General features: G+C 73.3%; 12 protein-coding genes. 7 read left to right on the forward strand and 5 right to left on the reverse strand.

Annotated features, from left to right (window positions below; all coding sequences use genetic code 11):
• Positions 1–3 precede the first annotated feature (3 nt).
• The 3 genes from ACILRH_RS07170 to ACILRH_RS07180 all read left to right on the forward strand — a co-directional run bounded on the left by ACILRH_RS07170 (position 4) and on the right by ACILRH_RS07180 (position 4,473).
• The gene (locus ACILRH_RS07170) at positions 4–915 is read left to right on the forward strand and encodes a phosphotransferase (protein WP_395691922.1); all 912 of its coding nucleotides are present in this window, start codon (positions 4–6) and stop codon (positions 913–915) included.
• Positions 908–3,301, forward strand: a complete 2,394-nt coding sequence (locus ACILRH_RS07175) for an FAD-dependent oxidoreductase (protein ID WP_395691924.1) — start codon at positions 908–910, stop codon at positions 3,299–3,301. The genes ACILRH_RS07170 and ACILRH_RS07175 overlap by 8 nt, the downstream gene beginning before the upstream one ends.
• Positions 3,302–4,137: 836 nt before the next feature.
• Positions 4,138–4,473, forward strand: a complete 336-nt coding sequence (locus ACILRH_RS07180) for a hypothetical protein (protein ID WP_395691925.1) — start codon at positions 4,138–4,140, stop codon at positions 4,471–4,473.
• A 21-nt stretch (positions 4,474–4,494) separates the two neighbouring features.
• Here ACILRH_RS07180 and ACILRH_RS07185 read toward each other — a convergent pair whose 3' ends face one another.
• Positions 4,495–5,052 carry a hypothetical protein gene (locus ACILRH_RS07185; protein ID WP_395691927.1) on the reverse strand — a complete coding sequence of 186 codons (558 nt, stop codon included), beginning with the start codon at positions 5,050–5,052 and terminating at the stop codon, positions 4,495–4,497.
• 141 nt (positions 5,053–5,193) lie between these two features.
• Between ACILRH_RS07185 and ACILRH_RS07190 the strand changes: the two genes are divergently transcribed.
• Positions 5,194–6,339: an LLM class flavin-dependent oxidoreductase gene (locus ACILRH_RS07190; protein WP_395691929.1), complete on the forward strand. Its 1,146-nt coding sequence runs from the start codon at positions 5,194–5,196 to the stop codon at positions 6,337–6,339.
• Positions 6,336–6,950: an FMN reductase gene (locus ACILRH_RS07195; protein ID WP_395691930.1), complete on the forward strand. Its 615-nt coding sequence runs from the start codon at positions 6,336–6,338 to the stop codon at positions 6,948–6,950. Before ACILRH_RS07190 ends, ACILRH_RS07195 begins: the two co-directional genes overlap by 4 nt.
• Before the next feature lie 233 nt (positions 6,951–7,183).
• Here ACILRH_RS07195 and ACILRH_RS07200 read toward each other — a convergent pair whose 3' ends face one another.
• The 3 genes from ACILRH_RS07200 to ACILRH_RS07210 are packed head-to-tail and all read right to left on the reverse strand — an operon-like array spanning position 7,184 to position 10,088.
• On the reverse strand, positions 7,184–8,269 hold the full coding sequence (locus ACILRH_RS07200; RefSeq protein WP_395691932.1) for an amidohydrolase family protein: 1,086 nt from the start codon (positions 8,267–8,269) through the stop codon (positions 7,184–7,186).
• Positions 8,257–9,558: a glutamine synthetase family protein gene (locus ACILRH_RS07205; protein ID WP_395691933.1), complete on the reverse strand. Its 1,302-nt coding sequence runs from the start codon at positions 9,556–9,558 to the stop codon at positions 8,257–8,259. Before ACILRH_RS07205 ends, ACILRH_RS07200 begins: the two co-directional genes overlap by 13 nt.
• Positions 9,559–9,560: 2 nt before the next feature.
• Complete coding sequence (locus ACILRH_RS07210) at positions 9,561–10,088, reverse strand: YbhB/YbcL family Raf kinase inhibitor-like protein (protein ID WP_395691935.1); 528 nt, start codon at positions 10,086–10,088, stop codon at positions 9,561–9,563.
• A gap of 118 nt (positions 10,089–10,206) precedes the next feature.
• Between ACILRH_RS07210 and cobA the strand changes: the two genes are divergently transcribed.
• Positions 10,207–11,433: a uroporphyrinogen-III C-methyltransferase gene (gene cobA, locus ACILRH_RS07215; RefSeq protein WP_395691937.1), complete on the forward strand. Its 1,227-nt coding sequence runs from the start codon at positions 10,207–10,209 to the stop codon at positions 11,431–11,433.
• Entirely contained in the window at positions 11,433–12,236 is an 804-nt protein-coding gene (locus tag ACILRH_RS07220; RefSeq protein WP_395691939.1) for a TrmH family RNA methyltransferase, read from the forward strand. The genes cobA and ACILRH_RS07220 overlap by 1 nt, the downstream gene beginning before the upstream one ends.
• A 383-nt stretch (positions 12,237–12,619) precedes the next feature.
• Here ACILRH_RS07220 and ACILRH_RS07225 read toward each other — a convergent pair whose 3' ends face one another.
• Positions 12,620–13,747 (reverse strand): magnesium and cobalt transport protein CorA, encoded by a 1,128-nt coding sequence (locus ACILRH_RS07225; RefSeq protein WP_395691940.1) that lies wholly within the window; start codon positions 13,745–13,747, stop codon positions 12,620–12,622.
• Positions 13,748–13,792: the final 45 nt, after the last annotated feature.

The raw sequence follows: 13,792 nt of genomic DNA on the forward strand, positions 1-13,792 counted from the left end.
CGGGTGGACTCACTGCCGCTGGACCGCCTCGCCTGCCTGGCGGGGCGGTCCTGGCGCGTCTCGGAGCTCCCGGGCGGGCTCACCAACCGCAACTACCGGGTGGTCACCGACGATGCGGATGTGCCTCTCGACCTGGTGGTCCGCTGGTCGGCGGGTGACGCCGGGCTGCTCGGCATCGACCGGGACGCCGAGGCCGCCAACACGGCTGCGGCAGCGGAGGCAGGTGTCGGTGCTCAGGTCGTGGAGTACCGTCCCGACCTGTCCTTGCTGGTGATCACCTTCCTCCCCGGACGTGGTCTGGACGACGCCTCCTTCGCCGACCCCGCGGTCCTGGCGCGCGCGGCCGACGCGTGTCGGCGCCTGCACGCGGGTCCGCGGTTCACCGGCGACTTCGACATGTTCAGCCGCCAGGCGACGTACCTGCGCACGGTCCGCGAGCAGGGCTTCGCCCTGCCGGCGGGGTACGACGACCACGCGGCCGCCTGGGACGACGTGCGGAGGGCGCTGGCGGTCGCGCCCCGGCCGACCGTGCCGTGCAACAACGACCTGCTCGCCGGCAACTTCATCGACGACGGCGAGCAGGTGTGGCTCATCGACTACGAGTACTCCGGCAACAACGACGCCTGCTTCGAGCTCGGCAACACCGCGACGGAGTGCGGGTTCACGCCCGAGCAGGTCGAGGCGTACGTCGAGTGCTACTTCGGCGCGCCGACGCGGGCCGACCTCGCGCGGGTGCGCGTGCAGATGCTGTGCAGCGAGTACGGCTGGTCGCTCTGGGGGTTCATCCAGGCGGCCGCGAGCCCGATCGACTACGACTTCCACGGGTGGGGCATGGAGCGCTACGAGAAGGCGGCCGCGACGTTCCGCGGTCCGGACCTGCGACGGCTGCTCGAGGAGGTGGCCGCAGGTGCCTGACCTCCCCTCGCGGGCGCAGGTCGTGGTGATCGGCGGCGGGATCATCGGCACGTCGGTGGCGTACCACCTGACCAAGCTCGGCTGGACGGACGTGGTCCTGCTCGAGCAGGGCACCCTCTCGTGCGGCACCACGTGGCACGCGGCCGGCCTGGTCGGGCCGCTGCGCGCCTCGGAGAGCGGCACCCGGCTGGTGCAGTACTCCGCGGAGCTCTACGAGTCGCTCGAGGCCGAGACCGGGCTCGCGACCGGCTACCGCAACGTCGGCGGCGTGGTCGTGGCCCGCACCGAGGACCGGCTGGTGCAGCTGCGGCGCACCGCGGCCAACGCGGTGGCCTACGACCTGCCCTGCGAGCTCGTGTCGCCCGAGCGCGCCCAGGAGCTCTGGCCGCCGATGCGGGTCGACGACCTGCTCGGCGCGATCTGGCTGCCCGGCGACGGCAAGGTCAACCCCACCGACGTCACCCAGTCGCTGGCCAAGGGCGCCCGGCAGCGCGGTGCCCGGGTCGTCGAGCGGGTGCGGGTCACCGACGTGGACGTGGTCGACGGGCGAGTGACGGGCGTGCGGACCGACCAGGGGACGGTGGAGACCGAGGTCGTGGTCAACTGTGCCGGGCAATGGGCCAAGGCGCTCGGCGACCTCTCCGGCGTGACCGTGCCCCTGCACTCGGCGGAGCACTTCTACGTCGTGACCGAGGCGGTGCCCGGCGTCCACCCGGACCTGCCGATCATGCGCGACCCCGACGGCTGGACCTACTTCAAGGAGGAGGTGGGCGGCCTCGTGGTCGGCGGGTTCGAGCCGGAGGCGAAGCCGTGGCGGTCGCCGGACGACCTGCCGTACCCCTTCGAGTTCCAGCTCCTCGAGGAGGACTGGGAGCACTTCTCGATCCTCATGGACGAGGCGCTGCGGCGGATCCCGGCCCTGGAGGAGACCGGCATCCGCAAGTTCTACAACGGGCCGGAGTCGTTCACCCCCGACAACCAGTTCCTGCTGGGGGAGGCGCCCGGGCTGCGTGGCTACTTCGTGGGTGCGGGCTTCAACTCCGTCGGCATCGCCTCGGCAGGCGGCGCCGGGCGGGCGCTGGCCGAGTGGGTCGTCTCGGGGGAGCCGCAGGACGACCTGGTGGCGGTCGACGTACGCCGGTTCGCCCCGTTCCACGGGGACAACGCCTGGCTGCGGTCGCGGGTGTCGGAGGTCCTGGGGCTGCACTACGCGGTCCCGTGGCCGAACCGGGAGATGGAGTCCGCCCGACCCCAGCGCACCTCACCGCTGCACGAGCGGCTCACCGCCGCCGGCGCGCTGTTCGGCACCCGGATGGGCTGGGAGCGGCCCAACGTCTTCGCGCCGTCGCTGGACTACTCCTGGGACCGCCCGAGCTGGCTCCCGTCCTCGGTCGAGGAGCAGCTGGCCACCCGCACCGACCTGGCGGTCTTCGACCAGACCTCGTTCTCCAAGTACGTCGTCACCGGTCCCGACGCGCTGGCCGGGCTGCAGTGGGTGTGCGCGGCCGACGTGGACGTCGAGGTCGGGCAGTGCGTCTACACGCCGTTCCTCAACGCGCGCGGGACCTACGAGGCGGACCTCACCGTCACCCGGACCGCCGCGGACGAGTTCCTGCTCGTCTCGAGCTCCGCGACGACGGTCCGTGACCTGGACTGGCTCGAGCGGCACGGCGTCCCGGCCCGTGACGTCACCGAGCAGCACGCCGTCCTCGGTGTCATGGGGCCGCGGTCGCGGGACGTGCTCTCGTCCCTGTCCGACGACGACTGGTCGGAGGACGGGTTCGCGTTCGCGACGTCGCGCGAGGTCACGGTCGCCGGCGTCCGGCTGCGGGCCACCCGGATGACCTACGTCGGAGAGCTCGGCTGGGAGCTGATGGTGCCGGTCGACGGCGCCGTCGCCGTCTACGACGCCGTCCGCGGGGCCGGCGCGCGAGACGCGGGCTACTGGACGATCGAGTCGTTGCGCCTGGAGAAGGGCTACCGCGCCTTCGGTCGCGAGCTCACCCCGGACTACCGCCCCGTCGAGGCGGGCCTGGTCTTCGCGACCGCGCTGTCGGGGACCAAGGACTTCCTCGGCCGGTCCGCGCTGACCGCGCACCGCGACCGGCTGCGCCAGGGGGGACCGCGTCGCCGGCTCGTCTCGTTCGTCGTCGACCCGCCCGAGCCCATGCTCTGGGGCGGCGAGCTGGTGCTGCGCGACGGAGCACCGGCCGGCCAGGTGACCAGTGCCGCCTGGGGGGCCACGGTCGGGTCCTGCGTCGGCCTGGCCTACCTGCGTCACGACGAGGCCGTGACCGCCGACTGGCTCGCCGGCAGCGCGTTCGAGGTGGACGTCGCAGGCGTGCTGCACCCGATCCGCTGCACCCTCAAGGCGCCGCTGCCCTGACGCGCGCATCGGCCGGCCGCCTGCTGGGTAACTCCCCTCCAAGGGGACGCCGCCGCGCCGGCGGCATGAGCAGGAGATCGTCGATGTCACACTCTCGGACCGCACGCGCACGCGTGCTGGTCGCAGCGGCCGTGCTGGCGGCGCCGTCGTGGGCCCTGGCCGGGCCCGCCGCGGCCGGCCCACCTCCGGACGGACCCGGTCACGGTCATGGTCATGGTCATGGGGGTCCGCCTCCGGGTCACGAGGGCCCGCCGCACGGTTATGGGGGCCCGCCGCACGGTCACGAGGGTCCGCTTCCGGGTCACGGGGGCCCGCCGCACGGTTATGGGGGTCCGCCTCCGGGTCATGGGGGCCCGCCTCCGGGCCACGACGGCCCGCCGCACGGTCACGAGGGGCCGCCTCCGGGTCATGGGGGCCCGCCGCACGGTCACGAGGGGCCGCCTCCGGGCCATGGGGGCCCGCCCCCGGGCCACGACGGCCCGCCGCACGGTCACGAGGGGCCGCCTCCGGGTCATGGGGGCCCGCCGCACGGTCACGAGGGGCCGCCTCCGGGCCATGGGGGCCCGCCCCCGGGTCATGGGGGCCCGCCTCCGGGCCATGACGGCCCGCCTCCGGGTCAGGCTGCCGGGGGAGCGCCGAGCCACGCGCACCCGCCGGTCCAGCCGCAGCACGCCCTGGGTCACCCGCAGCACGGGCAGCACCCGCAGCAGGGGCAGCACGGGCAGCACGGCTCCCGTGCGCACCAGGCTCAGGCCGAGCAGCGCCCGCACCAGGGTGGGCACCACCGTGCGCTCCACGCGGGTCGCCCCGCAGCCGTTCGACCCCCGGATCCGGCCGTGACCGCGAGGGTGCCCACCGCCCGCGAGATCGTCCTGGACCTGGCGCCGCTCGCCACGCCGCTGGACGACGGCAGCGGCCCGGCCACGCTGTCGGTGGGCAAGGGCGCCCTGCAGATGCTGTCGACCCAGGGGCCGGCGACGATCCTGGGCGGCCGGCCCGACTCGGGGCCGCTGGGCTCGTCGTGGCTGCTGGTGCTGGTCCTCGACGGGTTCGTGCTGCTCGGTGCCGCCGCCCTGCCCTACCGCAACCAGGTGCGCGCGGCCCGGTCTCGGCCCGCGGCGGGCGGCTCGCTCACCGTCGAGGAGCTGCTGGCGCGCGGTCAGCGTCGCTGACCGGTCGATGTCGGGTCGACGTCAGGTCGTACGACGTCGGCCGGTCGACGCCACCAGGAGCCCTGCGCAGAGTGCGCCCAGGGTGCCGAGCACCTCGTCACCCAGGGTGTCCTCGTAGGCGGTGTCGAGCTCGGTGCCGTGCCGGATGAAGGTCCACCACTCACCGACCTCCCAGCCGATCGCGAGGATCGCCCCCAGCCCGCACACCGTGACGACGACGGCCCAGGGTGGCCGGACGGACCCACACAGGAGCAGTCCGAGCCCGGTCAGCAGGAGGAACCAGTTGACGAAGTGGTTGGCGTCGTCCCACCACCCGACGCGGTCATAGAGGTCCAGGCTGTTGCCGGTCACGTCGACGAGGAACGGCAGCATGACGAGCGTGAACGCGCCGTACGGAGGGGCGGGACGTGGGTCCCGGCGCCGGGTGGCCCACCACCACACGGCGGGCGCCACCAGCATCAGCAGGGGGTAGGCGAGCAGCCGCGCGCCGAAGGCCTTGTCGGCGAACCGGTCGATCCCCGGCCACCACTCGGCGACGGCGAGCTGACCGACGGTGAGGAGCAGGACGAGGACCGGCACCCACCACGGGCAACGACCTCGGGCGGAGGGGGTGGACGAGGAGGGGGGCACGTCGAGATGGTGGCAGGAATACGTGGCGTGCCGCTCCGGTTAGAGGCATAGTTCGCTATTCAACTACCACACCCGAGGACAGTGAGCCCCATGCAGATCGGAATCTTCTCCGTCGGCGACGTCACGGTGGACCCGACGACCGGTCGTGCCCCGACCGAGCACGAGCGGATCAAGGCGACGGTCGCGATCGCGAAGAAGGCCGAGGAGGTCGGTCTCGACGTCTTCGCGACGGGCGAGCACCACAACCCGCCGTTCATCTCCTCCAACCCGACCGCGACGCTGGCCTACATCGGCGCCCAGACCGACGACATCATCCTGTCGACGGCGACCACGCTGATCACCACGACCGACCCGGTGCTGATCGCGGAGGACTACGCCAAGATCCAGCACCTGACCGACGGGCGCGTCGACCTGATGATGGGCCGGGGCAACACCGGTCCGGTCTACCCCTGGTTCGGCAAGGACATCCGGCAGGGCATCAACCTGGCGGTCGAGAACTACGCGCTGCTGCACCGGCTGTGGCGCGAGGACGTCGTCGACTGGGAGGGGCGCTTCCGCACCCCGCTGCAGGGCTACACCTCGACGCCGCGGCCGCTGGACGGAGTGCCGCCGTTCGTGTGGCACGGCTCGATCCGCAGCCCCGAGATCGCCGAGCAGGCCGCGTACTACGGCGACGGGTTCTTCCACAACCACATCTTCTGGCCGGCCGGCCACACCCAGCAGATGGTGGACCTCTATCGGCGCCGCTGGGAGCACTACGGGCACGGTCCGGCCGACACGGCGATCGTCGGCCTCGGCGGGCAGTTCTTCATGCGCAGGAACAGCCAGGACGCCTGGGACGAGTTCCGCCCGTACTTCGACAACGCCCCCGTCTACGGTCACGGGCCCTCGTTGGAGGACTTCACCGAGGCCACGCCGTTGACCGTCGGCTCGCCGCAGCAGGTGCTCGAGCGCACCCTCGGCTTCCGCGACTACGTGGGCCACTACCAGCGCCAGCTGTTCCTGGTCGACCACGCCGGCCTGCCGCTCAAGACGGTCCTGGAGCAGCTCGACCTGCTCGGCGAGATCCTGCCGGAGATGCGCAAGGGCTTCGCCGAGGGCCGACCCGCCCACGTCCCCGACGCGCCGACCCACGCCTCACTCGTGGCCGCCGCCGGCGGACCCCACGACGCGACCGTCTACGCCCCGGCCGACGACGTCACCGGCAGCTCGGACCGCGAGCCGGTGCGAGCATGAGCACCCTCGTCGTCGTCTCCGCGGGCCTCTCGACGCCCTCCTCGACCCGGCTGCTGGCCGATCGGCTCGCCGACGCGACCGTCGAGGCGCTCGGCGGGGCCGACGTCACGTACGTCGAGCTGCGGGACCTCGCGCACGAGCTGACCGACCAGCTGCTGACCGGGTTCCCCGGCCCCGCGCTGGCGGCCGCGGTCGAGGCCGTGCGGGACGCGGACGGACTGGTCGTCGTGACGCCGGTCTTCGCGGCGTCCTACTCGGGCCTGTTCAAGACCTTCTTCGACGTGCTGGAGCCCGGCCTGCTGGAGGGGAAGCCCGTGCTGCTCGCCGCCACGGCGGGCACCGCGCGGCACTCGCTGGTGATCGAGCACGCGCTGCGCCCGCTGTTCGCCTACCTGCGCGCGGTCCCTGTCCCCACCGGGGTGTTCGCCGCGACCGACGACTTCGGCGACCGGGGCCTGCAGCAGCGGGTCGAGCGGGCCGCCGGCGAGCTGGCCGTGCTGATGGGCAAGGTCGACCCGGCCGGCGTGTCCCGCCGGCGCCGGACGGTCGAGGACGAGCTGGCCGACCCGACGCCGTTCGAGCAGCTGCTGCGCGAGGCGTCCGAGGGCTGATCCCAGCGGGCTCCCCAGGAGGGAGCCCGCTGAGTCGTGGGCCGTGCTGGGGTGGTCGGTGCAGCCCGTCGAACACGACGCACTCGACATGTGTCTCGACGGAGTGGGGCTCATTGACGGAGCCTCACCGCTCCGATGGGCTGGGTCGGGGCGGTGAGCTGGCCACCGTCTCATGCGGCCGATCGGTGGCTGACCCACCGCTGCGCGGCACACGACCGTCGGGACGCACCTGGTCACAGCCGGTAGACGCGCCGAGCGTTCTGCGACGAGACCAGGTCGACCACCCGCAGCGCGTCGTCCTCTGACCAGTCCCCACGCCCCACGAATGCGCCGAGCACCTCGGTCATGGCCCGGCGCCACAGGACAGCACCGAGGTAGTGCAGCTCGGGCAGCCCGTAGGCGTCGGAGGAGTAGAGCAGCTTGCCGAACGGCGCGAGCTCCATCGCCTCGGCCACCAGCGCAGACGATCGGGCGCCGAGGTGGCTGACCGCGAGACCCACGTCGAGGAACACGTGCTCGAACGCCTGGGCGAGGTAGCCGGCGTGCCGGTGGTAGGGGTAGCAGTGCAGCAGCAGCACCGGCGACTCGACCGCCCGCAGCAGCGGCAGCAGGTGGAGGGGGTCCGCGCGACGCAGGTCCAGGTCGCGGTCCCCGAAGCCGGTATGCACCTGCAGCGGCAGTCCGCGGGCCGCGGCCTCGTGGACGCCGAAGGCGACCAGCACCGGGTCGACCAGGCGGGGGCCGGACGCGTGCGCGTGCCGGGCCGCGGTGGTGTCGTCCGGGCGGCCCCAGTCGATGTCGAGCCCGCAGCGGTAGGCGGCGATCGACTTGGCCCCTACGACGGTCGGGTCGTCGACCACGGCGTCCAGGCGCGCCCGGAAGACCGCGAGCGGGTCGTCCGTGGCGAGGGCCTGCTCCATCAGGAGCTCGAGCCGCACGACCTCCGACCGGGGTGTGGGCTCGGTGACGAGGTCGGGTGTGAGCCCGGTGTCGACCACCCAGTGGGAGACGCCCGCGGCGTCGAGGAAGGAGCGGACCACCTCCTCGTACGGCGTCGCCGAGCGCGCCTCCCAGTAGTCGTCGGCCGACGCGAGGGCGGGCAGGCCGAGCAGCGGCGCGCACCAGCGGCGCACCGCGACGCCGACCGGCAGGTCGAAGCCCGAGGTGACCGGGCCGGGGGAGCCCTCGTTGAGGGCCGCCTCGAAGGCGGCGCGGTCACCCGGCTCGCTGAACCAGCCGTGGACGTGGTGGTCGACGAGGGGGACCTCGCGCAGGTGTCCCTCCAGCCGGCCCCCGGCCGGGTCGGTCAGCAGCTCCATGCCAGCCGCAGCGCCTCGGCGGTCTCGGCGATCGGCAGGCCGGAGTAGGAGCGCACCTCGTGGCGGCGAACCGCCAGAAGCCCTTCGACGACCGGAGCTCCGAGCAGCTCCCGGGCCACCGCGGAGGACTCGAGCGCGTTCAGCGCCGCGGCCTGGTGGGGTGGGAGGACGAGCAGCTCGCGGCCCGAGTCGGCGGGGTTCTCGGCGACCTCCGGGGGCAGTGTGAGGTCGCGCTCGACGCCGAGACAGGCGCTGCCGAGGAAGGCGGCGACCGCGAGGTAGGGGTTGGCGCTCGGGTCGACGACCTTGAGCTCGATGTTGGCGCCGTGCGCGCTGCCCGGGCCGGCGGCGACCAGCCGGACCGCGGCCTCGCGGTTCTCCAGCCCCCAGCACAAGGAGGCGCCCGCCCAGTTGCCGGGCACCAGGCGCCGGGCCGACAGCGTCGAGCCGGCGTACGCGGCGACCAGCTCCGGGAGGGTGTCGAGGACGCCGGCGATGGCGGCCCCGCCGATCGGGGTGAGGCCGCGTGGGCCGTCGCCGCCGGAGAAGACCGGCACGCCGTCGCGCTCCAGCGACAGGTGGAGGTGCGCGCCGTTCCCGGCGTCGCCGGCGAACGGCACGGGGGAGAAGGACACCCGCATGCCGTGCCGCTCCGCGGTCCGGCCGACCACCACGCGCGCCAGGATGACGTCGTCCGCCGCCGAGAGGGGGTCGGCCGGCGACAGCGAGAGCTCGAGCTGGTCGTGCCCGTACTCCACGTGCAGCTGCTCGACGCCGAGGCCGGCCCGCTCCGCCGACTCCACCAGGTCGACGAGGAACGCCGAGCGCTCGAGCGAGCTGCGGACGCCGTACGGCGCCCAGGCTCCGGCCGTGGCGTGTCCGCCGTCGGGGGCCAGCAGGGTGCACTCCAGCTCCGCGCCGACCTGGGCGCGCAGCCCGGCCTGCTCCGCACCGGCCACGACCCGGCGCAGCAGTGCCCGTCCGCACATCGGCGACGGCGAGCCGTCCTGCTGGCAGAGGTCGCCGGGGGCGAGCGCGACGCCGTCGGCGACCGGCCGGAGGTCGTCGGCATCGATCCGGATGCGCAGGTCACCCACCACCCCCAGCTCGGGGGTGAAGGCGATGGCGCCGTCCGCGGTGAAGACGCTCCACGACGGCGAGGCACCCATCCCGACCTTCTCGAACGCGTCGAGCCTCGCCGCCGGCACGTACTTGGCGCGCGCGACGCCCGCCATGTCGACGACGAAGCCCCCGACGAGGACCGCCCCCGTCGTACCCTCCCCGGCCATCGTCAGTGCTGGTAGGTGCCGTGCAGGATGGCCCGTCCCGCGGTCTTGAAGGCCAGGTTGAACGACACCACGGCGGGCGAGGCGTCCGAGTCGACCCCGAGCGTCTCCTCCTTCACCGCGTGCACGACGAAGTAGTAGCGGTGCACCTGGTCCCCCTCCGGTGGGGCCGCACCCATGAAGGACTTGGGTCCGCCGTCGTTGCGGCACATGAAGGCGTTGCCCGGCAGCGCGGCCCCCTCCGCCCCGGCGCCGGTGTCCAGCGAGGTGACGTCGGCGGGGAGGTCGACCAGCACCCAGTGCCAGAAGCCGCTCGGAGTGGGTGCGTCGGGGTCGAAGCAGGTGACCGTGTAGCTCTTCGTGCCCTCCGGGGCGCCCTCCCACGACAGCTGCGGCGAGGTGTTGCCGGCCGCCGCGACCTGGTCGTCCTTCAGCGGCTGGCCGTCGGTGACGTCCGCACTGGTGACGGTGAACGACGGCACGGCGGGCAGCAGGTCGTAGGGGTCCGGGGCGACCGGGCGGTCGAGGCTCATGGCTCTCCTGTCGGCTGGATCGGTGCCCCCTAACCCGGGGGGCGCGTCACGATCAACGTAGTCCGGTGGGTGAACGCGCGCCACGGTCGTGCGGACCGGGACAGGTGATGATGAGCCGGTGGACGACTTCCCGACCTACCCCTCCGGCCTGCGCCTGGCCGGCCGCCGGGTGCTCGTGGTCGGCGGTGGGCACGTCGCACAGCGCCGGGTCCCGCAGCTGCTCGCGGTCGGCGCGGACGTCCACCTCGTCTCCCCCCAGGTGACCCCGGCCATCGAGGGCATGGTCGGGTCGGGCGAGATCAGCTGGCACCCTCGCCGCTTCGCCCCCGAGGACGTCGACGAGACCTGGTACGTGATCGCCGCGACCGACGACCGCGCCGTCAACCAGCAGGTGTCCGACGCCGCGGAGGCACGGCGGGTCTTCTGCGTCCGTGCCGACGACGGCACCCGGGCGACGGCGTGGACGCCCGCGGTGGGCCGGCACGACGGCGTCACCGTCGCGGTGCTCTGCAACCGCGAGCCGCAGCGCTCCGCGCGCATCCGCGACGAGATCGTCGAGGAGATGCGCGAGGGCACGATCGCGGCGCGCAAGCAGCGCGACTACGCGCCCGGGGTGGTCCTGGTCGGAGGAGGCCCGGGAGACCCGGAGCTGATCACCGTCGCGGGCCGCAAGGCGCTGATGGAGGCCGACGTGGTGGTCGCGGACCGGCTCGCGCCGCGCGAGCTGCTGGGGGAGCTGCCGGCCGACGTGGAGCTGGTCGACGTCACCAAGCTGCCCCGCGGCCGGTCGGCCCAGCAGGAGGAGATCAACCGGGTGATCGTGGAGCGAGCCCTCGCCGGCAAGCGGGTGGTGCGCTTCAAGGGTGGCGACAGCTTCGTCTTCGGCCGCGGCTACGAGGAGGTGCTGGCCTGCCGGGAGGCGGGGGTCCCGGTCACCGTCGTGCCGGGGTTGAGCAGCCCGGTCGCCGTACCCGCCGTGGCCGGCATCCCGGTCACCCACCGCGGGGTCGCGCACGAGTTCACCGTGGTCTCGGGCCACCTGCCGCCGGACCATCCCGAGTCGCTGGTGAGCTGGGCCGGCGTCGCCGCGATGTCGGGCACGGTCGTGCTGCTGATGGCGGTGGAGAACGCCCCGGCGATCGCCGCCGCGCTGGTCGCCGGGGGCCGGCCGCCCGGGACGCCGGTCGCCGTGGTCTGCGAGGGGTCGATGCCGGGGGAGCGGACCGTGCTCGCCACGCTCGGCACCCTCGAGGCCCGGCTCGCCGAGGAGACCGTCCGGCCGCCCGCGATCATCGTCGTCGGCGAGGTCGTGCGGGTCGCCCACCCGGACGGCTTCGGGGCCTGATGGCGACCGTCGTCGAGGTCAGCGACCCCGCGGACCCGCGGCTTGCCGACTACCGCGACCTGCGCGACGTCGAGCTGCGCAAGCACCTCGAGGCCGAGCACGGGCTCTTCCTCGCCGAGGGGGAGAAGGTGGTGCGGCGCGCGGTCGCCGCCGGCTACCGGCCCCGGTCCTTCCTGATGGCGCCGCGGTGGCTGGACGGGCTGGCGGACTCGCTGCGCACCACCGACGCGCCGTGCTACGTCATGCCGGTGGCGCTCGTCGAGCAGGTCACCGGATTCCACGTGCACCGAGGTGCGCTGGCGTCCCTCGAGCGGCGGCCCCTACCGTCGGTGGAGTCGGTGCTGGCCGGTGCCCGCTCGGTGCTGGTGCTCGAGGACGTCGTCGACCACACCAACGTCGGCGCGATCTTCCGGTCCGGCGCCGCGCTCGGCTTCGACGCCGCCCTGCTCGCCCCGCGCTGCGCGGACCCGCTCTACCGCCGGGCGATCAAGGTCGCGATGGGCGCGGTGTTCACCCTGCCCTGGACCCGGCTCACGGACTGGCACGACGCCCTCCCCTCGCTGCACGCCGCCGGGTTCACGACCGTCGCGCTCACGCTGGCCCCCGACGCCGTACCCCTCGAGGAGGCGGTCGCGGGCCTGGACCGCGTCGCCCTCGTCCTCGGCTCGGAGGGCCACGGCCTCTCGCCGCGTTGGGAGCGCTCCGCCGACCGGCGCGCCACCATCCCGATGGCCGCCGGCATCGACTCCCTCAACGTCGCCGCCGCCACCGCCGTCGCCTGCTACGTCACCGCCCGGCGGTGAGGTCCGACAGGCGCGACGTTTGGTCACAATCCGCAGGTTTCTCGACCTCGAACCTGCGGTTGGTGACCAATCGACGGGGATCGTCGCCGGAGTCGGGTCGGTCTGCAGGGTCGTCAGCTCGGCGCCGATCGGCGGTCCGGGAGATGCGACGTTTGGTCACAATCCGCAGGTTTCTCGACCTCGAACCTGCGGTTGGTGACCAATCGACGGGGATCGCCGCCGGGGTCGGGTCGGTCTGCGGGGTCGTCAGCTCGGCGCCGATCGGCGGTTCGGGCGATGCGACGTTTGGTCACAATCCGCAGGTTTTCGGGCCTCAGACTTGCGGATTGTGACCAAACGACGTCCATCTGGGCCGCCGGGTTGGGAACCGGGCCCCGGCGCGCTCAGATCCAGCGGCGCAGCTTGAAGACCGCCCACAGGGTGCAGCTGACCAGCGCCATCAGCACCAGCGCGAACGGGTAGCCGCCGACCCAGTGCAGCTCGGGCATGTGGTCGAAGTTCATGCCGTAGATGGTGCCGATGAGGGTGGGGGCGAAGAGGATCGCGGCCCAGGCGGAGATCTTCTTGACGTCCTCGTTCTGGTCGATGCTGGCCTCGGACAGGGCGCGCATCTCCTCGTTCTGGCGCTGGGCGACCAGGGTGGCGTTCACCGTCAGGATGTCGCGCAGCAGGTGGCGGAAGCCGGAGACCTGCTCGATGACCTGGGTGAGGTGGTCCTCGACGTCGCGCAGGTAGCGCTGGAGCTCCTCGTCGGTGCCGTACTTGTCGAACCCGGCGGTGAGTGCCGCCAGCACCGCCTCGAGCGGCCGGGTGGCGCGCTGGAACTCGATGACCTCGCGGGAGAGCTCGTAGATGCGCCGCGAGACGCCCGGGTCGCTGCCGAAGACCTCGGTCTCGATCTCGTCGATGTCGTTGCCGAGCCCGGCGACGACCGGGAGGTAGCCGTCGACGACGCGGTCGAGGATGGCGTAGAGGATCGCCTCGGGGCCCAGGGCCAGCAGGTCGGGGTTGCTCTCCAGTCGCCGGCGCACCGCGGACAGGTCGGGTGACTCCGAGTGCCGCACCGTGAGGACGAAGTCCGGGCCCACGAAGACGTGCACCTCGCCGAACTGCACCTCCTCGGCCGCGTCGTCGTAGTGGGCGGCCCGCAGGACGACGAACAGCGTGTCGTCGTAGCGCTCGAGCTTGGGCCGCTGGTGGGCGACGATCGCGTCCTCGACCGCGAGCTCGTGGAGGTCGAACTCTCCGGCCAGCGAGGCGAGCTCGTGCTGGTCGGGGCGGTAGAGCCCGATCCACGCGACGGCGCCCTCGTGCTCGCGCAGCGACCGGTAGGTGTCACCGAGCGTGGTCGGTGACGCGACCCGGTCGCCGTCGACGTAGACGGCGCTGTCGATGATGCTGACCCGGTCGCCGATGCGCTCGACGGCGAGCGACGCGCTCGGGGCGGACGGCGGACGGCGGCGGACCCGCCCGGTCAGCGAGCGGATCGGCTTGAAGCTGCGTTCGGACATGAAGGCACCTCGTGGTGGGAAGGAACGTGGCGGCAACTGTCGCTA

This window comes from Nocardioides sp., assembly GCF_044226765.1.
Lineage (GTDB): Bacteria > Actinomycetota > Actinomycetes > Propionibacteriales > Nocardioidaceae > Nocardioides.